19 protein-coding genes are annotated in these 18,941 nt (G+C 67.5%); 12 read left to right on the plus strand and 7 right to left on the minus strand.

Going from position 1 to position 18,941, the window contains the following annotated elements:
* Positions 1-42: 42 nt before the first annotated feature.
* Both CV023_RS08475 and CV023_RS08480 read right to left on the minus strand, forming a co-directional pair.
* The gene (locus CV023_RS08475) at positions 43-801 is read right to left on the minus strand and encodes a DeoR/GlpR family DNA-binding transcription regulator (RefSeq protein WP_230745026.1); all 759 of its coding nucleotides are present in this window, start codon (positions 799-801) and stop codon (positions 43-45) included.
* Positions 802-829: 28 nt separating this feature from the next.
* Positions 830-1,546, minus strand: coding sequence for an IclR family transcriptional regulator (locus CV023_RS08480; protein WP_230745027.1), 717 nt, complete (start codon positions 1,544-1,546; stop codon positions 830-832).
* 250 nt (positions 1,547-1,796) lie between these two features.
* Here CV023_RS08480 and leuC point away from each other — a divergent pair, with 250 nt between their 5' ends.
* The 7 genes from leuC to CV023_RS08515 all read left to right on the plus strand — a co-directional run bounded on the left by leuC (position 1,797) and on the right by CV023_RS08515 (position 8,931).
* Entirely contained in the window at positions 1,797-3,281 is a 1,485-nt protein-coding gene (leuC, locus tag CV023_RS08485) for a 3-isopropylmalate dehydratase large subunit (RefSeq protein WP_230745028.1), read from the plus strand.
* A 10-nt stretch (positions 3,282-3,291) separates the two neighbouring features.
* Positions 3,292-3,891, plus strand: coding sequence for a 3-isopropylmalate dehydratase small subunit (leuD, locus tag CV023_RS08490; protein WP_230745029.1), 600 nt, complete (start codon positions 3,292-3,294; stop codon positions 3,889-3,891).
* 209 nt (positions 3,892-4,100) lie between these two features.
* Complete coding sequence (gene murA, locus CV023_RS08495) at positions 4,101-5,417, plus strand: UDP-N-acetylglucosamine 1-carboxyvinyltransferase (RefSeq protein WP_230745030.1); 1,317 nt, start codon at positions 4,101-4,103, stop codon at positions 5,415-5,417.
* Complete coding sequence (locus CV023_RS08500) at positions 5,414-6,205, plus strand: lysophospholipid acyltransferase family protein (RefSeq protein WP_230745031.1); 792 nt, start codon at positions 5,414-5,416, stop codon at positions 6,203-6,205. The genes murA and CV023_RS08500 overlap by 4 nt, the downstream gene beginning before the upstream one ends.
* Positions 6,202-7,215, plus strand: coding sequence for an NAD(P)H-dependent glycerol-3-phosphate dehydrogenase (locus CV023_RS08505; RefSeq protein ID WP_230745032.1), 1,014 nt, complete (start codon positions 6,202-6,204; stop codon positions 7,213-7,215). Before CV023_RS08500 ends, CV023_RS08505 begins: the two co-directional genes overlap by 4 nt.
* Before the next feature lie 9 nt (positions 7,216-7,224).
* Positions 7,225-7,758: a YbhB/YbcL family Raf kinase inhibitor-like protein gene (locus tag CV023_RS08510; RefSeq protein WP_230745033.1), complete on the plus strand. Its 534-nt coding sequence runs from the start codon at positions 7,225-7,227 to the stop codon at positions 7,756-7,758.
* A gap of 57 nt (positions 7,759-7,815) precedes the next feature.
* The gene (locus CV023_RS08515) at positions 7,816-8,931 is read left to right on the plus strand and encodes a D-alanine--D-alanine ligase family protein (RefSeq protein ID WP_230745034.1); all 1,116 of its coding nucleotides are present in this window, start codon (positions 7,816-7,818) and stop codon (positions 8,929-8,931) included.
* 85 nt (positions 8,932-9,016) lie between these two features.
* On the opposite strand, the gene CV023_RS08520 is transcribed toward CV023_RS08515, so the two are convergent.
* Positions 9,017-9,415: a VOC family protein gene (locus tag CV023_RS08520; RefSeq protein ID WP_230745035.1), complete on the minus strand. Its 399-nt coding sequence runs from the start codon at positions 9,413-9,415 to the stop codon at positions 9,017-9,019.
* Between the two features lie 103 nt (positions 9,416-9,518).
* Here CV023_RS08520 and CV023_RS08525 point away from each other — a divergent pair, with 103 nt between their 5' ends.
* Positions 9,519-10,511, plus strand: a complete 993-nt coding sequence (locus CV023_RS08525; RefSeq protein ID WP_230745036.1) for a helix-turn-helix transcriptional regulator — start codon at positions 9,519-9,521, stop codon at positions 10,509-10,511.
* A gap of 60 nt (positions 10,512-10,571) precedes the next feature.
* On the opposite strand, the gene CV023_RS08530 is transcribed toward CV023_RS08525, so the two are convergent.
* Complete coding sequence (locus CV023_RS08530; RefSeq protein ID WP_230745037.1) at positions 10,572-11,081, minus strand: DUF3515 domain-containing protein; 510 nt, start codon at positions 11,079-11,081, stop codon at positions 10,572-10,574.
* A 32-nt stretch (positions 11,082-11,113) separates the two neighbouring features.
* Here CV023_RS08530 and thiL point away from each other — a divergent pair, with 32 nt between their 5' ends.
* Genes thiL through rsmD form a run of 4 tightly spaced genes read left to right on the plus strand, consistent with a single transcriptional unit; the run spans position 11,114 to position 16,573 of the window.
* Positions 11,114-12,157: a thiamine-phosphate kinase gene (gene thiL / locus CV023_RS08535; RefSeq protein ID WP_230745038.1), complete on the plus strand. Its 1,044-nt coding sequence runs from the start codon at positions 11,114-11,116 to the stop codon at positions 12,155-12,157.
* 1 nt (position 12,158) lies between these two features.
* Complete coding sequence (locus tag CV023_RS08540; RefSeq protein ID WP_230745039.1) at positions 12,159-13,817, plus strand: DAK2 domain-containing protein; 1,659 nt, start codon at positions 12,159-12,161, stop codon at positions 13,815-13,817.
* The gene (locus tag CV023_RS08545) at positions 13,814-15,961 is read left to right on the plus strand and encodes an ATP-dependent DNA helicase RecG (protein ID WP_230745040.1); all 2,148 of its coding nucleotides are present in this window, start codon (positions 13,814-13,816) and stop codon (positions 15,959-15,961) included. The genes CV023_RS08540 and CV023_RS08545 overlap by 4 nt, the downstream gene beginning before the upstream one ends.
* 6 nt (positions 15,962-15,967) lie before the next feature.
* Positions 15,968-16,573: a 16S rRNA (guanine(966)-N(2))-methyltransferase RsmD gene (gene rsmD / locus CV023_RS08550; RefSeq protein ID WP_230745041.1), complete on the plus strand. Its 606-nt coding sequence runs from the start codon at positions 15,968-15,970 to the stop codon at positions 16,571-16,573.
* A 36-nt stretch (positions 16,574-16,609) separates the two neighbouring features.
* Here the strand turns inward: rsmD and ehuA are convergent, their stop codons facing one another.
* From ehuA to ehuC, 3 genes are all read right to left on the minus strand, one after another.
* Positions 16,610-17,392, minus strand: a complete 783-nt coding sequence (gene ehuA, locus CV023_RS08555; protein ID WP_284934782.1) for an ectoine/hydroxyectoine ABC transporter ATP-binding protein EhuA — start codon at positions 17,390-17,392, stop codon at positions 16,610-16,612.
* A gap of 70 nt (positions 17,393-17,462) precedes the next feature.
* Positions 17,463-18,122 (minus strand): ectoine/hydroxyectoine ABC transporter permease subunit EhuD, encoded by a 660-nt coding sequence (gene ehuD / locus CV023_RS08560; protein WP_230745042.1) that lies wholly within the window; start codon positions 18,120-18,122, stop codon positions 17,463-17,465.
* Positions 18,119-18,910, minus strand: a complete 792-nt coding sequence (ehuC, locus tag CV023_RS08565; protein WP_230745043.1) for an ectoine/hydroxyectoine ABC transporter permease subunit EhuC — start codon at positions 18,908-18,910, stop codon at positions 18,119-18,121. Before ehuC ends, ehuD begins: the two co-directional genes overlap by 4 nt.
* Positions 18,911-18,941 lie beyond the last annotated feature (31 nt).

Here is an 18,941-nt window from a genome sequence, read left to right on the forward strand (position 1 = left end):
TAGGCGAGTCGAGTCAGACGAGTCGAGGCGAATCGAGTCGTGTCAGACGACTTCGACCTCGACGCCCGCGGTGCGCAGGGCCTCGAGCTCCCCGGTCTCGCTCTTGGCGTCCGTGATGAGGTGGTTGATCGCCTCGGTGGGCACGGTGAGCACCGAGGAGCGCAGGCCGACTTTCGTGTGATCGACGAGCGCGGTGACCCGTCCGGCCCCGCGGGCCATCGCCCGATCCGTGTCGGCCACGGGGAAGGCCGGGGTCGAGAGGCCGAAGTCCGCGGCCAGACCGTTGCCGGAGAGGAAGACCGTATCGGCGCGCAGCTCGAGCAGCTGGGAGACCGTGCCCCCGCCGACGAAGGCGCGGATCGAATGACGGAGGATCCCGCCGACGACGATGACTTCGTTGTCAGGGGAGGCGACCAGCGCCTCGGCGACGAGGAGGGAGTTCGTGACCACACGCAGGCCCGAGTGAGAGCTGAGCTCCTTGGCAAGCAGTTCGGTGGTGGTGCCGGGGCCCAAGGCCACGACGTCGCCGTTGCGCACGTGCTTGGCCGCGGCGCGGGCGATCGCGGTCTTCTCGGCCAAGGCCTGCTCGAGCTTCTCCGCATAGGTCGATTCGCGGGAACTGGAGAAGGCCACCGCGCCGCCGTGGGTGCGGGTCAGGCGGCCTTCCTCGGCGAGTTGGTCGAGGTCGCGGCGGATCGTCACCGCCGAGGTGGTGAGCTTCTCCGACAGTGCGGAGATGGAGACGGCGCCGTCTCGCTCGATCGTCTCGATGATGACGTTGCGTCTCTGGGCGGCGATCATGGAGTCATCTTACTCACGGTGGCGAGGCTCAGCCGCGGATGAGCGCCTCGGTCAGGGTCCGGGCGGCATCGATGACGGACTTCGCGTGCAGGCGACCCGGCTGCCGGGTGAGGCGGTCCACGGGCCCGGAGATCGAGACGGCGGCGACGACGCGATTGCTCGGTCCCCGCACGGGTGCCGAGACCGAGGCGACGCCGCGCTCACGTTCGGCGATCGACTGGGCCCAGCCTCGGCGGCGGACTCCCGAGAGCATGGTCGCGGAGAACCGGGCCCCGCGCAGGCCGGTGTGCAGGCGGTCGGGCTCCTCCCAGGCCAGGAGCACCTGGGCGGCCGATCCTGCGCGCATCGACAGGGTCGCCCCGATCGGCACCGAGTCGCGCAGGCCCACGGGACGTTCGGCGGCGGCCACGCACAGGCGCAGATCGCCCTGGCGGCGGAACAGCTGGGCCGACTCCCCGGTCTGATCGCGCAGCGCCCCGAGCACCGGTCCGGCCGCGGCCAGCAGGCGATCCTCGCCGGCGGCCGAGGACAGCTCGGCCAGGCGCGGGCCGAGCACGAAGCGGCCCTGCAGATCCCGGCCGACGATGCGGTGGAATTCGAGCGCCACGGCCAGGCGGTGAGCGGTGGGCCTGGCCAGTCCGGTCAGTGAGACCAGTTCGGCCAGTGAAGCGGGTCCGGCCTCAAGGGCGGAGAGAACCATTGCGGCCTTGTCGATGACTCCGACGCCGCTACCATTGCTTGTCATAGACACCATTGTGCGCGTCTCAGTGGGCGAGATGCAAGTTCGAAATGCGATACGGACGAGTAGATTCTCTTCTACACACCGCTTCGTCGCCGTCCGGCGTCAGCTTCTCGGCAGAAGGCCCGGCGTCCTCGGACGTCTCGCCGCCGTCCGGAAGCCAGGCGGTGGACACACCGAAAGTCACGCGACGCACCGCACATCGGGCGTCAGCAGCAAGCGCGTACAGGCAATCCCTGTACCGGCAGGAGGAATCATGCCACGCACCTTGGCCGAGAAGGTCTGGGCCGATCACGTCGTCGCGCGCGGCGAGGACGGTGCCCCCGACCTCATCTACATCGACCTCCACCTCGTTCACGAGGTCACGAGCCCACAGGCCTTCGATGGACTCCGACTTGCCGGGCGCCCCGTGCGCCGCCCCGACCTCACGATCGCCACTGAGGACCACAACACCCCGACCTGGGACATCGACAAGCCGATCGCCGAACCCACCTCGCGCACGCAGATCGATACCCTGCGCAAGAACACCGAGGAGTTCGGGATCCGCCTGCACAGCCTCGGCGATGCCGATCAGGGGATCGTCCACGTAGTCGGTCCCCAGCTCGGGCTGACCCAGCCGGGCACCACGGTCGTCTGCGGCGACTCGCACACCTCGACCCACGGGGCCTTCGGGGCACTGGCCCTGGGCATCGGCACTTCCGAGGTCGAACACGTGCTGGCCACTCAGACGCTGAGCCTCAAGGCCTTCAAGACCATGTCGATCACCGTCGACGGCGAGCTGCCCGAAGGCTCGAGCGCGAAGGACATCATCCTCGCGATCATCGCGAAGATCGGCACCGGCGGGGGACAGGGCTACGTCCTCGAATACCGCGGCGAGGCGATCCGGAAGCTGTCGATGGAAGCGCGGATGACCATCTGCAACATGTCCATCGAGGCCGGTGCCCGCGCCGGAATGGTCGCCCCCGACGAGACCACCTTCGAGTACGTCAAAGGCCGCCCCCACGCCCCGGAGGGCGAGGACTGGGACGCCGCCGTCGAGTACTGGAAGACCCTCTACACCGATGAGGGCGCGGAATTCGACCGCGAGGTGGTGCTGGGGGCCGAAGACATCGAGCCCTTCGTCACCTGGGGAACCAACCCCGGCCAGGGCCTGCCGCTCTCGGCCTCGGTGCCCAGCCCCGATGACTTCACCGACGAGAACGACAAGGCCGCCGCGGCCAACGCCCTGGCCTATATGGGTCTGACCCCGGGCACTCCGCTGCGCGAGATCGAGGTCGACACCGTCTTCCTCGGCTCCTGCACGAACTCGCGCATCGAGGACCTCCGTGCCGCCGCCGAGATCGTGCGCGGACGCAAGAAGGCCGAGAACGTCCGCTTCATGGTCGTCCCCGGTTCCGCGAAGGTCCGCCTGCAGGCCGAATCCGAAGGACTCGACCGGATCTTCAAGGACTTCGGCGGGGAATGGCGCTTCGCCGGCTGTTCGATGTGCCTGGGCATGAACCCCGACCAGCTGGCCGAGGGCGAACGCTGCGCCTCGACCTCGAACCGCAACTTCGAGGGCCGTCAGGGCAAGGGCGGACGCACTCACCTCGTGTCCCCGCTGGTCGCCGCGGCCACCGCGGTGCGCGGAACCCTGTCCTCACCGGGCGACGTCAAGGATCTGCCCCGCGACGCCGAACCCGTCGACTGGGCCGACGATCGGCTCAGCCTGACCTTGACACCCACCTCGGCGAGCGCCTAAGGAGCCCACGATGGAAGCATTCAGCACCCACACCGGCATCGGCGTGCCCCTGCGCCGATCCAACATCGACACCGACCAGATCATCCCCGCGAAGTTCCTCAAGCGGGTCACCCGGACCGGATTCGAAGACGCCCTGTTCTACCGGTGGCGGACCAATGACGACTTCGTGCTCAACGACCCCGATTTCTCGGCCGGCTCCGTGCTCGTGGCCGGGCCCGACTTCGGCACCGGATCCTCGCGCGAACACGCCGTCTGGGCGCTCAAGGACTACGGCTTCCGGGTCGTGCTGTCCTCGCGCTTCGGCGACATCTTCCGCGGCAACTCCGGCAAGGAGGGTCTGCTGGCCGCTCAGCTCGAGCAGGACGACATCGAGCTGATCTGGAAGATTCTCGAGAACCATCCGGGCACCCCGATCTCGGTCGACCTCAATGAGAAGACCGTGACCTGCGACTCGGTCACCGTGACCTTCCAGATCGACGACTACACCCGATGGCGTCTGCTCGAAGGCCACGATGACATCTCGCTGACCCTGGCCAAGGAGGACGACATCGTCGCCTACGAGTCCAGCCGGTTCGCGTTCAAGCCGAAGACCCTGCCCGCAAAGGTCTGAGCGCCTGGCCGGAGAGGTCTGCGATTCCCGCGGCCTGGGTGGTGTCGGAATTCCAGCGCCGAGGTGCGTCTGCGTTAGTCTAGGACGGTGCCCGAGCAGGTCTCGGGCACCGTCCTCACCGCCGCCGACTCACCGGTCGACCGAGCGGTGACAGGCTGGTCGGCAGCACAGATCCGAGCCGGGACGCAGAGCACGACGCAGGGAGGAACATGCTCGAAGTACGCGGGGGAAATCCGCTCGATGGCACCGTCCATGTCAGGGGAGCGAAGAACCTGGTCCCCAAGGCGATGGTCGCCTCACTGCTGGGAGAGACCCCATCCGTGCTCCGAGGTGTGCCCCAGATCCGCGACGTCGAGATCGTCACCGGACTGCTCGAACTCCACGGCGTGCGTGTAAGCCCCGCCCCCGACGGCGATCTGTCCGACGGCGAACTCCACCTCGATCCTGCCGATGTCGCGCAGGGATCGATCGTCGACATCGACGCCCACGCCGGATCATCGCGGATCCCGATCCTCTTCTGCGGACCTCTCCTGCACAGCCTCGGGCAGGCCTTCATCCCCGACCTCGGCGGCTGCCACATCGGCGACCGGCCGATCAACTTCCACCTCGACGTGCTCCGCAAGTTCGGCGCCGAGGTCGACAAGACCCCCGGCGGGATCATGCTCCAGGCCAAGAGCCGGCTGCAGGGCACGAAGGTCGAACTGCCCTACCCCTCGGTCGGCGCCACCGAGCAGGTGCTGCTCACCGCTGTCCGCGCCGAAGGGGTGACCGAACTGCGCAATGCCGCGATCGAGCCCGAGATCATGGACCTCATCGCGCTGCTGCAGAAGATGGGCGCGATCATCACCGTCGACACCGACCGGGTGGTGCGCATCGAAGGCGTCGAATCCCTGCGCGGGTTCATCCACCGGGCCCTGCCCGACCGCAATGAGACCGCCTCCTGGGCCTCGGCGGCCCTGGCCACCGGCGGTGACATCTTCGTCGCCGGCGCTTCCCAGCCCGAACTCATCACCTTCCTCAACATCTTCCGCAAGATCGGCGGGGAGTTCGAGGTCGAGGAGTCCGGCATCCGCTTCCGTCACCCCGGCGGCAGGCTCACCTCCTTCGCCCTCGAGACCGACGTCCACCCGGGCTTCATGACCGACTGGCAGCAGCCGCTCGTCGTCGCGATGACCCAGGCAGAGGGTCTGTCGATCATCCACGAGACCGTGTATGAGAACCGCTTCGGCTTCACCGAGGCGCTGCGAGACATGGGTGCGAAGATCCAGCTCTACCGCGAATGCCTCGGCGGCACCCCCTGCCGGTTCGGCCGCCGGAACTACCAGCACTCGGCCGTGGTCTCCGGTCCCACTGAGCTGACGGGCACCCGCATCGACGTGCCCGATCTGCGCGGCGGCTTCAGCCACCTCATCGCCGCACTGGCCGCGCAGGGCACCAGCGAAGTCCACGGCATCGAACTGATCAACCGCGGATACGAGAACTTCCTTGACAAGCTCATCGGCCTCGGCGCCGAGGTGGCTGCATGAGCGCGAAGGCCGAGAAACCCTCCGCGGCCGATATGCCTCCCGAGGAGGAGAAGGTCCTCGTCTCCTTCGATCCCGCCTCGGTGCGCAAGCAGAACCGGGCCGGCACCCTCGCCGCGACGACGGCCTACGGGCTCATGCGCACCGCCACCCGGATGAGCGTGCGCGGGCTCGAGCACCTCCCGCCGAAAGGCACCGGCATCATCATCGCCGCCTACCACGCGAATCACCTCGACCCGATCCTCGTGGGCCTCGCACTCGAGCGCAACGGCCGGATGCCGCACTTCCTCGCGAAGTCGACACTGTTCTCCGGTGCCCTCGGCGCGATCCTCAAGTCGATCGGCCAGATCCCCGTGCTGCGGGCGTCCGCCTCGGCGGGTGATTCCCTCGAATACGCGAAGGACGCCCTGGCCAACGGGCAGACCGTCGTCATCTACCCCGAAGGCACGCTGACGAAGGACCCCGAGTTCTGGCCTCAGCACTTCAAGACCGGCACCGCCCGCCTGGCCCTGGAGACCGGAGCCCCGATCATCCCGCTGGCCCACTGGGGACTGGACACGATCTACCCGCGCGGGGGCAGGAAGCGTCTGCGGTTCAAGCCCTTCAGCCACGAGTCGATCGTGGAGTTCGGGCCCGCCGTCGACTATTCGGACATCTGGGCCCACCGGGATGAGAAGTCGACCATGGGGGAGCTGTCCCGCCGGCTGAAGAACACGATTGCGGCCATGGTCGCCGACCTCTCCCGCCGTGAGCTTCCGACCCGATTCGCAGAGAAGGAGACGGACGAATGAGCGTGGACAGGATTGCGGTCCTCGGAGCCGGTTCATGGGGTACGACCTATGCGGCGGTCATCGCCGATGCCGGATTCCCCGTCACCCTGTGGGCCCGTCGGCCCGAGGTCGCCGAGGAGATCAACACTGCACACACCAATGAGCGTTACCTCGGTAAGCGGGTCCTGCCGGAGCTGCTGGTCGCCACCGACGACGACATCGCCGCTGTCACCGACGCCGAGGTCATCGTCCTCGCCGTGCCCGCGCAGACCCTGCGGGAGAACCTCGGCCGGTGGAAGGCTCAGCTGAGCCCCGAGGTTCGACTAGTCAGCCTGATGAAGGGCATCGAGGTCGACACCGGCAAACGCATGTCCGAGGTCATCGCCGAGGTCGCCGAGGTCGACCCCGCGCAGATCGCCGTCGTCTCCGGTCCGAACCTCGCCCGGGAGATCGCCGACCAGCAGCCCACCGCCACAGTGGTGGCCGCGGAGAGCATCGAGACCGCCGAGGTGGTCGCCGAGATCAGCGCGAACTCCTACTTCCGGCCCTATACGAACACCGATGTCATCGGCGTGGAGATGGGCGGAGCGGTGAAGAACGTCATCGCCCTGGCGGTCGGCATCGCCGACGGGCAGAAGCTCGGGGACAACTCGAAGGCCTCGATCATCACCCGCGGGCTGGCCGAGACCTCACGTCTGGCCGCGGCCATGGGCGCCGAGGCGCACACGCTCTCCGGACTCGCCGGACTCGGCGATCTCGTCGCCACCTGTGCCTCCCCGCTCTCGCGCAATCGGACCTTCGGTCGCCACCTCGGCGAGGGGATGAGCCTCGAGGAGACCATCGCCCACACCTCGCAGACCGCGGAAGGGGTGAAGTCGTCTCCGGCCGTCCTCGCCCTCGGACGCCGGTACGGGGTCGACCTGCCGATCACCGAGGCGGTATGTGCGGTGCTCGCGGGCAAGCTGCGGGTTGACGAACTCTCCGGATTGCTGTTGTCTCGGAAACGTAAGCACGAAGGACCGCCCGCCTGAGGAGGCACCATGAGCGTCAATTCACCGTTCTACAACCTGTCCGATCTTCCCACCTTCACGCTGACCAGCACGGATATCGAGAACGGCACGGAACTGTCCGGGCCGCAGCTCTCCGGCGCGATGGGCATCGACGGCGGGCAGGATCAGTCCCCGCAGCTGTCCTGGTCCGGCTTCCCGGACGAGACCAAGGCCTTCGCCGTGACCTGCTTCGATCCCGATGCGCCCACCGGTTCCGGTTTCTGGCACTGGGTCGTCACCGACCTGGATGCCTCGGTGACCTCTCTGCCCACGGATGCCGGCAACCCGGAGTCCGACGGTCTTCCCGCCGGTGCAGTGACCCTGCGCAACGATGCCGGTGAACCCCGTTTCGTCGGTGCCGCCCCACCGGCCGGACACGGACCCCACCGCTACTACTTCATCGTCACCGCGCTGTCCGAGCCGCTGGGCATCGATGAATCGGCTTCGCCGGCCTTCGCCGGTTTCAACATGTTCTTCAAGGGCATCGCACGGGCGTGGCTGGAGTGCACGTTCGAACTCAAGTGAGCTAGAGTTCTTCCGGCTGTGTGACTCTCGCAGGCGCCGAAACGAGCAAGGAAACCTATGCCAGACACCGATCACCGCCCCCTCGTCGCCGTCCTCTTCGGCGGACGATCGAGCGAACATTCCGTCAGTTGCGTGACCGCGGCCGGAGTGATCAAGGCCATCGATTCCGAGGCTTACCGCGTGCTGCCGATCGGCATCACGAAGACCGGTGTGTGGCGCATCGTCGAGGACTGGGAGGCCATGCGCTTCGACCCGGCGAACATGCCGGAGGTGATCGACGACGGCACCGAGGTGATCCCGCCGATCTCCGCACAGGGTTCGTCCCTGCTGCACCGGGATGCCGAGGGAGTCCTCAGCGAACTCGGCTCCGTCGACGTCTACTTCCCGCTGCTCCATGGCCGGTTCGGGGAGGATGGGACTCTGCAGGGTCTGTTCGAGCTCAGCGACACCGCGTTCGTCGGCTCCGGGGTGTTCTCTTCGGCGGCGAGCATGGACAAGCACTATACGAAGTCGCTGATGGCCCATGCCGGGATCCCGACCTGCCCGTGGGAGCTCGTCACCGAGACCATGTGGACTACAGACCGGGCCGAGGCCGAGTCCCGGGTCGCCGGACTCGGCCTGCCCGTGTTCGTCAAACCCGCCCGCGCGGGATCGTCGATGGGGGTCAGCCGGGTGACCTCGGCCGAAGGGCTGGAGGCGGCTCTGCTCGAGGCCTTCGTCCACGACACGAAGGTCATCGTCGAACCCCAGGTGGTCGGCCGTGAGGTCGAATGCGCGGTCCTCGGCTCGATCCACGACTCGCAGCTGCGGACCTCGCATCCCGGAGAGATCGCTGTGACCGGGGATCATGCCTTCTACGACTTCAACGCCAAATACCTCGACCTCGCCGACGCCGAGGTGACCTGCCCGGCCCGCGTGGACGAGGCGACCACGGCCCGGATCCAGGAACTCGCCGCCCAGGTCTTCCGTCTCTTCGACTGCACCGGGCTGGCCCGCGTCGACACCTTCGTCACGGACACCGGCGAGGTGCTCATCAACGAACTCAACACTCTTCCGGGCTTCACCCCCACCTCGGCGTACCCGTTCATGTGGGCGAACTCCGGGCTCGACTACTCGGAGCTGATCTCCGAACTCATCGGCATCGCCCTGGTCGACCACGCCCGCACGAGCTGAGATCCCTCGCCGACCGCACACGTTCGCGTCGCTGTATCAGCGTGTGATGCGTGCTCTCGACGCCACCTTGTGCGGTCGGCGAATCTCAGCTCGCGGCCCGCTCGCCGGCTTCCGCGCTCTGCGGGGTGAATACGTTGATGAGATTGCCGTCGGGATCGCGCAGCAGCAGTGAGCGATTGCCCCACGGCATGTCGGTCGGTTCGTTGACGAACGTGCCGATCCACTCCTGCAGCCTGGGATAGAGCTCATCGACATCAGCGACGAGCAGGTCGAGGATGACGGAGCGGTTGGCTCCCGCCTCTGCGGCATTCTCGCCGAGGAGCGGGACCGTCTGCGAACTGGCGATGGCCAGCGTGCCGCGCGGGGTGCGGACCTCGGCGAACAGCGTGTGTGCCCGCACCGCCTCGTGGCCGGTGAGTCGTTCGTAGAAGCCGACCAGTCGGTCGATATCGTCGGTGATGATCCTGGTTGCCGCGAATTCCATTGTGGTCTCCTTCGTTGAGCGCAAGTGCGCCGGTTCTGACGCGTCAACCACGCTACGTGCAATACCGGTCGATACCTGTCCGGTATCTATGGAGAATGGCTTCATGACCGGATCGACTCAGCGGGTGCTGCGGCTTCTCGAACTGCTCCAGTCGGCTGACGTCCGCAGCGTCGCCGAACTCGCCGAGAGACTCGATGTCGATGAGCGCACGGTGCGACGCTATGCCGCACAGCTCACGGAGTTCGGCGTCCCAGTCGAATCCGTGCGCGGGCGCTACGGCGGCTACCGGCTCGCAGCGGGATTCCGCACACATCCGCTGATGCTCAGCGACGAGGAAGCCGCCGCCGTGGTGCTCGGACTGGTCCGGTCCTCCGGGGAGTCCGGAGTCGAGACCGCCACGGTCAGGACCGCCCTGGCGAAGCTGCGCCGGGCGCTGCCGGAGCACGTTGCCGCCCGGGTCGACGCCCTCGAACACGCCTTGACGCCGGCCGGCCGAGAGCCGTCCGCCGGTGCCGCCGCCCGAGCCATCCTCGCAGCGGCGGAGGCGATCAGGACCCGGCACCCCCTGGAGATCCGCTACGTCGACGCCGAGGACGTGCCGTCCCGCCGCCTCATCCATCCTGCAGAGCTCGCGCAGCATGCGGGTCGGTGGTACATCCGCGGGATCGATGCCGGCAAGAACGAGGAGAGGGTCTTCCGGGCCGACCGCGTCCGCTCAGCACGACTTCTGCCGGGGACCTTCGATCCGCCCAACGATTCTCGCGATGATGCCGACCTGGGACTCCGCTTCGCGAATGCCGACTACCCGTGGCGAGTGGTCCTCCGTGTCCACGCGGTCAGCGAGCTTGTTCGCACGCGCCTGCCTGAGAGTGTGGCGACGGTGGAGCCCCTTGCCGAGGTCGGGCACCATTCCGCATGGCAGCGGGTGACGATCAGGGCAAAGAGCCTTGAGTGGCTGCCTGCGGTGATCCTTGACCTGGGCAGCGAGGTCGTCATCGAGGAGCCGGAGGAGCTTCGCTCGCTCGTCCGGGCCGCCGCCCGGCGACTGGCTGGGATCGCCGAGGATACGCCGCCGTATCACGATGATGAGCTCTGAGACCGGCCGCGCAGCTTCGCGTCGCCGCAGCTTCGCGTCGCTGCAGCCCGCGGTCGGAAGTCAGCCCTCGAGGTCCTCGGCGCCGACGCATTCGGCCTCGGGTTTGATCGCGCTCAGCGAGGGCGAGACGGCGGCGAGCACATCATTGCCCGACTCGGCCTTGCGGTTGACGAGGACTTCGACGGCGGGCGTGCGGCCGTAGCTCGTGAACACCCAGGTGTCATCGTCGTCATCGGCGGCCTTCGAGATCCAGTCGACCCCGCTCACGCTCACACACTGATCGGTCGTGGGCCCCGGGGGAGTGACACCGCAGCGCATCACGGCGATGTTCGGGTCGCCCCAGGCCTTCGTGCCCTGCGAGGAGGTCTTGCGCTCCTGCTCTCCGGAGATCTGATCGGGCAGCCGGAGCATGACGTCCGCGCACTTCGGGTCCGCGGCATCCTGCGCGGGATCGACGATCACCGTGCGCGCACACCCGGCCAGGCTCAGCCCGACCAGCACCGTGGCCACTGCCGCCGTCGCAGAAGTGCGGGTGAGGCGGCGCGACGGGCGGTGACTCTGAGTTCTCATACAACTACCGTATCTCCCGATAACCTTGGGGAATGACCCGACTGTCCGAACTTGGCGAATCACACGTTCTCGACCGCATCCTGACCGGCAACGGCGGCGGCGCGCAGGTGATCGTCGGACCCGGGGACGATGCCGCGGTCACCCGGGTCACCGGCGATCTCGTGTCGACGGCGGACATGCTCGTCGAGGGCGAGGACTTCACTCGGGACTGGCTCGACTGGCACCGGCTGGGCCGGAAGGCCGCCGCACAGAACCTCGCCGACGTCTGTGTGATGGGGGCGAAGCCGCACGGTCTCCTCGTGTCCCTGGCCGTTCCGAACTCCACCGACATCGCCGATCTCGAGGCCCTCTACTCCGGCATCCGCGCCGAGGCGGAACGGGCGGGAGCAGCCCTCGACACGGAGATCCCGATCATCGGCGGCGACTTGTCCTCGGCGGGCCTCATCGTCATCGCGATCACCGCTCTGGGCACGCTGGAACCCGGACGTGCGGCGATCACCCGCGCCGGTGCTCGAGCCGGGGATGCGATCCACCTGGCCGGCACCATCGGCCGTGCCGCGGCGGGCCTCGACCTGCTCTTCGCCGGACACCGGCTGGAGTCCGCCGCCCCGGAACTGGCCGAACTCATCGAGACCCAACTCGCTCCGCGCCCGGACTACGCGGCTCTGCGAGAGGCCACGGCGTCGGGGGGCGATACGCGGAGGGACGAGACCGCCTCGGCGGACGGGCAGCGGCCCTACACCGCGATGATCGACATCTCGGACGGACTGAGCACGGATCTCGGACGCATCGCCTCGGCGTCGGGGGTCGCCGCGGACATCGACCGCGCGGCCCTCGACGAACTCATCGACCCGCTGCTGCCGGCCGCACGGATCCTGCAGCCCTCGGCACCGACCGAACTCGCCCTGACATGGGTGCTCGGCGGAGGAGAGGACCACGGCTTCGCCGCGTCGTCCGCCGAGCGGTCAGAGCCTGGAGTAGGCTGGCGAAGAATCGGAGAGATGAGAGCCGGAGACGGGGTCAGCCTCGACGGAACCCCGGTGCCGACCAGCGGCTTCAGCCATTTCGGGAAGTGACATGACCACCGCCAATCACGCCATCGGCCTCAACGGGCGCCTGGCCGCCAGATGGGCCCGCCGGGCCGTCGACCGTCTGCGCAAGGAGCGCGGCGAGATCGACGAGCTCAATGTCTTTCCCGTTCCCGACGGGGACACCGGCACGAACATGTACCACACCCTGCGCAGCGCCTACCTCGCCGTCGAAGAGCTCACCGGCCCCGTCACCCTGCCCGAGGTCGTCGCCGCCCTCGCCGCCGGGGCGCGCAGGGGAGCGCGCGGCAACTCCGGTCTCATCCTCGCCGTGGCCCTGCAGGGAGTCGCCGACGCCCTGCACCAGGTCACGGTCGCCACCCCCGACGCCATGGCCGCAGCCCTCGAGCTCGCCTCCGCCCGGGCCCGGGAAGCCGTGGCCCGGCCCGTGGACGGGACCATGCTCACCGTGCTCGACGCCATGGCCACCGAGGCCAGGGAGAAGGCCGAGTCCGGGGCCGATCTCATCGACCTCATCTCCGCGGTGCGGCTGCGCTCCCGGGAGGCCCTGCGGGAGACGACCGGTCAGCTTCCCGTGCTCCGCGAAGCCGAGGTCGTCGACGCCGGGTCGACCGGCATCGTCGAACTCTTCGACCTCCTCTACGCGACCGTGACCGGACGGACCCCGCAGGACTCGATGCTCACCGAGGTGGCCCGCGCCCCGAAGGTCCTCCACGAGGCCACGGCCGAGGAGCTCGAGATCGTGGCGATCCTCGCCCGCAACCCCGACCGGGACCTCGCCGAGGCGCTCGATCGCCTCGGCGGGACCTCGATCGTCATCAACGGACCGAAGGTCCACGTCCACGTCGTCGACGAAACCAGGGCGACGAAAGTGCTCGACCACCTCGGCGACTACGGCATCGCCCGCCTGGACATGGAAGACCTCCGACTCCACGAGGAGGAGGGGGAGACGCGGCTGATCGCCCTCGTCCAGGGCACCGGGCTGCTCATGCACTGCGCGCTCAACGGAGCCACCGCGATCACTCCGGCGGCGCTGGGAGGCTCTGCGGCGCTGGGAGGCTCCGCGGCTGTGCGGACGGGCGCCGAGACCAAGGGCGAGGGCATCGCCACGATCGTCGAGGAACTCATCGCCGGTGAGGACCGCACGGTCATCGTCGTCCCCAGCTCCACCTCGGCGCTGCGGTCTCTGTCCGGGCTGCGCGGGGGACAGGTCGTGCGTTCGCGCAATGTCGCGACCCTGCTCTCGGCGCTCGCCGTCTACGATCCCTTCGCCCCCGCGGGAGAGATCCTCGCGGACATGACCGAGGCCGCGGCCGGCACCCGGGTGGGCACCATCGTCTCCGCCGAACAGCTCGCACTCAACCCGCCCACCGGCGCACTGCCGATCATCGAGGAGGGGGCGTCGGCCGCGGACGCACCGGCCGGGCCGGGAACGCAGTTCTACCGGATCTACATCGACGGCAAGGCGAAGACGCAGAGCACGGAGCTCACGACCTTGGTCGAGAAGCTCGCCGACCGACTCCTCGGCGCCGGAGGAGAGCTGCTCACCGTCGTCCACGGACCCGGTTGCGCCCCCGAGGTGCTCAGGCATCTGCGGACATGGATCACCAAATCGCACTCGCAGGTGCGCTTCCAGGACATCGATGCGAGGGACCCGGGGACCCTGCTGATCATGGGGGTCGAATGAACACCCGCCTCGAGGACAACTTCAGCAAGCGCGACCGCAACGCCTTGGCCGCACGGGGAGTGCACTCGGTGGCCGATCTGTTTCGGTTCTTCCCCCGTCGGTATCTCGTCCCCGGGGAGCACACCCACCTCGGCGATCTGCCTCTGGGTGAGAACGCGATCATCCAGGCCGAGGTCGTCTCCGTCGACACCCGGAAGATGCAGCGGCGCAGGGGAACGATCACCGATGTCGTCGTCCACGACGGTGAGACGTCGATGACGATCGCCTTCTTCAACCAGCACTGGCTGGGCGCCCACCTCAAGCCGGGGCTCACCGTCGTCTTCAGCGGGAAGGTCGAGTCCTATCGGGGGCAGCTGACCTTGGGCTCTCCGGTGTGGCTCAACCGGACAGAAGACGATCACGAATGGACCCCTGACGACCTCAACTCGCCCTTCCCGATCTACCCGAAGGTCAAGCAGATCGCGCAGTCGCGGCTGTGGAATGCGATCAAGACGCTGATGCGGGTGGCCGGCTCCGAGCAGTTCGAGGATCCGCTGCCGAAGGGGATGCGCGAGAAGTTCGACATTCCGGACCTGCGCACGGCATTCGAGGACATGCACAAGCCCCGCCGCATCGAGGACGTCGAACGGGCCAAACTGCGCTGGAAGTGGGAGGAGGCCCTGGCCCTGCAGACCGACTTCGCGACCCGCAAGGCCGCCTATGCGACGGTCCAGGCCAACCCGCTGCTCGAGGTGGGGGCGAAGAGCCGACGCTTCGACGAGTCCCTCCCCTTCCAGCTCACGCCCTCCCAGGTCAGGACCGGTGAGGAGATCGCAGCGGACCTGGGGCAGAGCCGGCCGATGCATCGGCTGCTCCACGGCGACGTCGGCTCCGGCAAGACCCTGGTGGCGCTGCGGGCAATGCTCATCGCGGCCGACTCGGGGGTGCAGGCGGCGATGCTCGCCCCCACCGAAGTGCTCGCGACTCAGCATTTCCACTCGGTCGAGAAGCTCCTCGGCGAGCAGATGGCGCTCTCACCGCTGCTCTCCGATGACGATCAGGTGCGGGTGGCGCTGATGACCGGGTCGATGTCGGCCAAGGAGCGGCGGATGCTCTCCCTCGATCTGGCGACCGGTCAGATCGACATCGTCATCGGCACGCATGCGCTGCTCTCGGATTCGACGATCTTCGAGAACCTCGGCCTCCTCGTCGTCGACGAGCAGCACCGCTTCGGCGTCGAGCAGCGGGAGGCGATGCGCGCCAAGGGCGGTCTGACCGCACCACACACCCTCGTGATGTCGGCGACCCCGATCCCGCGCACCGTGGCCATGACGGTCTTCGCCGACCTCGACGTCTCGACCCTGACCGAGATGCCGAACGGTCCGAAGGACATCACCACCCACGCGGTGTCGGTGGGGGAGCACCCTGCCTGGTTCTCGCGGGTGCGCGAGCTGATGAACTCGACGGTCGACGCCGGGCGCGGGGTCTTCGTCGTCTTCCCCCGCGTCGAACCCATCGACATCGAGGATCCCGAATCCGGTGAGGTGATCGATCACAGGCAGGGCATCGAGGACATCCGCGACAAGCTCGAGGGTTCGGCGGAGCTGGCCGGACGACGCTTCGCGCTGCTGTACGGGAAGATGACGACGAAGGAGAAGGACCGGGTGATGGCCGATTTCGTGGCCGGCGACATCGACATCCTCGTCTCGACCACGGTCATCGAGGTCGGAGTCGACGTGCCCAGGGCGACGATGATGGTCGTCATCGAGGCCGAGAACTTCGGGGTCGCTCAGCTTCACCAGCTGCGCGGACGCGTGGGTCGTGACGGCAGCCACGGCACCTGCTTCCTGCTCACCGAGGCTGGCGAGGCCGATGAGTCCTTCGAGCGGCTGCGGGCCGTGGCCGGCACACTCGACGGCTTCGAACTCGCCGACTACGACCTCGAGAGCCGCGGCGAAGGCGACGTGCTGGGTGCCTCCCAGTGGGGCGGCTCCTCGCTGCGGCATCTGTCGATCCTGCGGGATTCGGAGATCGTCGCCGAGGCGAAGCAGGTCGCCGAACAGATCGTCGAGGTCGATCCGGAGTTGGAGTCCGTGCCGGCCCTCTACGCTTTCATCAAACGGGTGCTGCCCGACGACGTCGGCCATTTCATCGAGGCGAGCTGAGGGATCATGAGGATCATTGCAGGAACGTACAAAGGCTCGCGCCTGGCCTCGCCCGGAGGGTCGAACACCAGGCCGACCTCCGACCGGGTGAAGGAATCCCTGTTCTCGATGCTCGACGGCTACGGCGTGCTGCCGGCGGCGAATGTGCTCGACCTCTTCGCCGGCTCCGGCGGGCTCGGCTTCGAGGCGATGTCGCGGGGCGCCGCGCAGGTCGACTTCGTCGATTCGTCCCTGGCCTCGGTCCGTTCGCTCGAGTCAAATATCGACAAGCTCGGCATCGACCATTCGGCCTCGGTCCACGTCGGGGACGTGCTCCAGTACCTCGGCAACCTCACCGGTCCCGAGGATCCCGAGTCGCGGATCTTCGATCTCGTGTTCATGGACCCGCCCTACCCGCTGGGGGAGGACGCGGTGTCGCAGGTGCTCGGGCGGCTCGCGCCTCACCTGGACATGGAGTCCATCGTCGTCCTCGAACGCGCCGCGCGCTCGCCGGAGCCGACGATGCCCGCCGGCCTCGAGGTCTTCCGCTCGAAGAGCTTCGGGGAGACCGCCATCCACTTCATCCAACTCGAGGGCGAGCCGGACGCCGAGGACGGTGCGGGCGGTGCCTGAGCGGCTCCTACCGCGGGCGCGGAGAGCGCCTCAGCCTCAGAGCACGCTGGAGAGGAACGAACGGGTGCGCTCGTGGCTCGGGTTGTTGAAGATCTGGTCCGGCGTGCCCTCCTCGAGCACCTGACCGCCGTCGAACATCATCACCCGGTGGGAGACATCGCGAGCGAACTGCATCTCGTGGGTGACCAGCAGCATCGTGATGTCCGTGGTCTCCGCGATGTCGCGCAGCACCGCGAGCACATCGCCGACGAGCTCCGGGTCGAGCGCTGAGGTGACCTCATCGAGGAGAAGGATCTCGGGACTCATCGCCAACGCCCGGGCGATCGCCACACGCTGCTGCTGACCGCCGGAGAGCCGGGTCGGGTGCGCATCGGCTTTTTCGCCGAGTCCCACCTTCTCCAGCAGCGCCTTCGCCTCCTTGACCGCCTCGTCCTTGGACTTGCCGAGCACGTGGATCGGGGCCTCGATGATGTTATCGAGCACCGTCATATTGGGGAATAGGTTGAATTGCTGGAAGACCATGCCGATGCGGGTGGTCATGGCGCGCGTCTGCTTCTTCGGCAGCTCGACCCGCTTGCCGTCGCGCTCTTCGAAGGTCAGCGGTTTGCCGTCGACGAAGATGTAGCCGCCGGTCAGCTCTTCGAGAGTCATGACCAGACGCAGGATCGTCGTCTTTCCTGAACCGCTGGGGCCGATGAGCGTCACACGCTCGCCGGGAGCGACCGTGAAGTTGAGGTTCTTGAGCACGGTGGTCGACCCGAAGCTCTTCTCCACGTCTTTGAACTCGATGGCCGGCGGTGCGGAGGACGACGGGGCCACCGACGCCGAGGCGGTCGAAGGTGCGGTGGTGCCCGCGGTCTCGTACGGGGACGGATTGGTCGGGGTGTTCTCAGTAGGTGGCAAGGCGTCGGTCCAATCTCTGGATGAGCAATGAGGTCGGGTAGCTGGCGAGCAGGAAGATGATGCCGGCCAGGGTGAAGGCTTCCGTGTACGCGAACTTCGCGGCACCGAACTGCTGCGCCGAGGTGACGAGCTCAACAACGGAGATTGCGAACAGGAACGGGGTGTCCTTGAACATCGCGACCGCGTAGTTTCCCAACGACGGGATCGTGGCGCGCAGCGCCTGCGGAAGCACGACGGCGGTGAAGGTGCGCACAGGTGGCAGCGACAGGGCGGTGGCTGCCTCGTGCTGTCCGGGAGGCACCGAGTCGATGCCGGCTCGGTAGCTCTCGGACATGTAGGTCGAGTAGTGGATGCCGATGACGATGAAGCCGATGACCAGCGCCGGTACGTCGACCAACCCGGGGATGCCCGCGAAGATGTAGTAGACGAAGATCAGCTGCACGACCAAAGGCGTGTTGCGGATGAACGCGACGATCAGGCGCACCAGCCAGTTAATCCATCGCGGCAGGCCGCGAATGGCGACGGCGATGATGAGGCCGAGGATCGCGGCGATGATCGTGCCGACGACGGTGGCGATGAGGGTGTTGACGAAACCGCGGAGGAGAAGCGGCAGCGCCTCGGCGGCGAATTCCCAGTTCCAGATCACAGGGGGCCTCCATATCCGATATTGCCGGAGTTCGGGCCGGCGATGGATGTGGAGCCTGGGTCGGTGGACTTGCTCATCCGGGCGTCGCGGCGAGCCTGGCGCCGGTCGTTCCGCGAGTTCGGCCGACTGCGTCCCAGTGCCGCGGTGGCTCTGCGTTCGAGGAAGTTCATGAGTTCCTGGATCAGCCACGCGATCACGAAGTAGATGATGAGACCGACCGTGAACGCGAAGTAGGTTTCATTGGTCGACTGGCGCAATTGGGTGATCTTGTCGGTGAGGTCGCTGAGCGTGATAAATGAGACGACCGCGGTTCCTTTGAGGAGCTGGATGAGCAGGGTCGCCAGTGAGGGGATCATCAGTGCCCACGCCTGGGGGAAGATCACCCGGATCATGCGTCGGCTCGGTGAAAGGCTGAGCGCGATGGCAGCTTCCCACTGGCCAGGTGCCACGGTCTTGATCGAGGACCGGACCACCTCGGCGGAGTAGGCGCCGTAGTTGAGCGCCAGGGCACCGATGCCGCAGGCCATCGGCTCGAGATCGACGCCGAGGAGCGGGAAGACGTAGAAGAGCCAGAAGAGCTGGACCAGCAGCGAGGTGCCGCGGAAGAATTCGACGACGATCCGGGCCGGGATGCGGACCCAGCCGTGCTCGGACGTCATCGCGAGTCCGAGAATGAGCGCGATGATCACGGCGCCGATGCTGCCGACGATCGTGAGGATGAGCGTCGTCTGAACTCCCTCCCACAGCTGTGGGAGGAAGCTCAGCAACGATGTGAAGTTATCGGTCATGACTGAGCGCGGTCTCCGTTGGGGATGGGGC

It is taken from the genome of Brevibacterium sp. CCUG 69071, from assembly GCF_021023135.1.
GTDB lineage: Bacteria > Actinomycetota > Actinomycetes > Actinomycetales > Brevibacteriaceae > Brevibacterium.

Bases quoted from the DNA above. Each gene is read 5' to 3' on its own strand.
- CV023_RS08520 (WP_230745035.1), bottom strand. From the start codon at position 9,415: ATGGAATTCGCGGCAACCAGGATCATCACCGACGATATCGACCGACTG.
- CV023_RS08480 (WP_230745027.1), bottom strand. From the start codon at position 1,546: ATGACAAGCAATGGTAGCGGCGTCGGAGTCATCGACAAGGCCGCAATG.
- CV023_RS08500 (WP_230745031.1), top strand. From the start codon at position 5,414: ATGAGCGCGAAGGCCGAGAAACCCTCCGCGGCCGATATGCCTCCCGAG.
- leuD (WP_230745029.1), top strand. From the start codon at position 3,292: ATGGAAGCATTCAGCACCCACACCGGCATCGGCGTGCCCCTGCGCCGA.
- murA (WP_230745030.1), top strand. From the start codon at position 4,101: ATGCTCGAAGTACGCGGGGGAAATCCGCTCGATGGCACCGTCCATGTC.
- ehuC (WP_230745043.1), bottom strand. From the start codon at position 18,910: ATGACCGATAACTTCACATCGTTGCTGAGCTTCCTCCCACAGCTGTGG.
- rsmD (WP_230745041.1), top strand. From the start codon at position 15,968: ATGAGGATCATTGCAGGAACGTACAAAGGCTCGCGCCTGGCCTCGCCC.
- CV023_RS08475 (WP_230745026.1), bottom strand. From the start codon at position 801: ATGATCGCCGCCCAGAGACGCAACGTCATCATCGAGACGATCGAGCGA.
- thiL (WP_230745038.1), top strand. From the start codon at position 11,114: ATGACCCGACTGTCCGAACTTGGCGAATCACACGTTCTCGACCGCATC.
- CV023_RS08530 (WP_230745037.1), bottom strand. From the start codon at position 11,081: ATGAGAACTCAGAGTCACCGCCCGTCGCGCCGCCTCACCCGCACTTCT.
- CV023_RS08525 (WP_230745036.1), top strand. From the start codon at position 9,519: ATGACCGGATCGACTCAGCGGGTGCTGCGGCTTCTCGAACTGCTCCAG.
- leuC (WP_230745028.1), top strand. From the start codon at position 1,797: ATGCCACGCACCTTGGCCGAGAAGGTCTGGGCCGATCACGTCGTCGCG.
- CV023_RS08510 (WP_230745033.1), top strand. From the start codon at position 7,225: ATGAGCGTCAATTCACCGTTCTACAACCTGTCCGATCTTCCCACCTTC.
- CV023_RS08515 (WP_230745034.1), top strand. From the start codon at position 7,816: ATGCCAGACACCGATCACCGCCCCCTCGTCGCCGTCCTCTTCGGCGGA.
- CV023_RS08545 (WP_230745040.1), top strand. From the start codon at position 13,814: ATGAACACCCGCCTCGAGGACAACTTCAGCAAGCGCGACCGCAACGCC.
- CV023_RS08540 (WP_230745039.1), top strand. From the start codon at position 12,159: ATGACCACCGCCAATCACGCCATCGGCCTCAACGGGCGCCTGGCCGCC.
- CV023_RS08505 (WP_230745032.1), top strand. From the start codon at position 6,202: ATGAGCGTGGACAGGATTGCGGTCCTCGGAGCCGGTTCATGGGGTACG.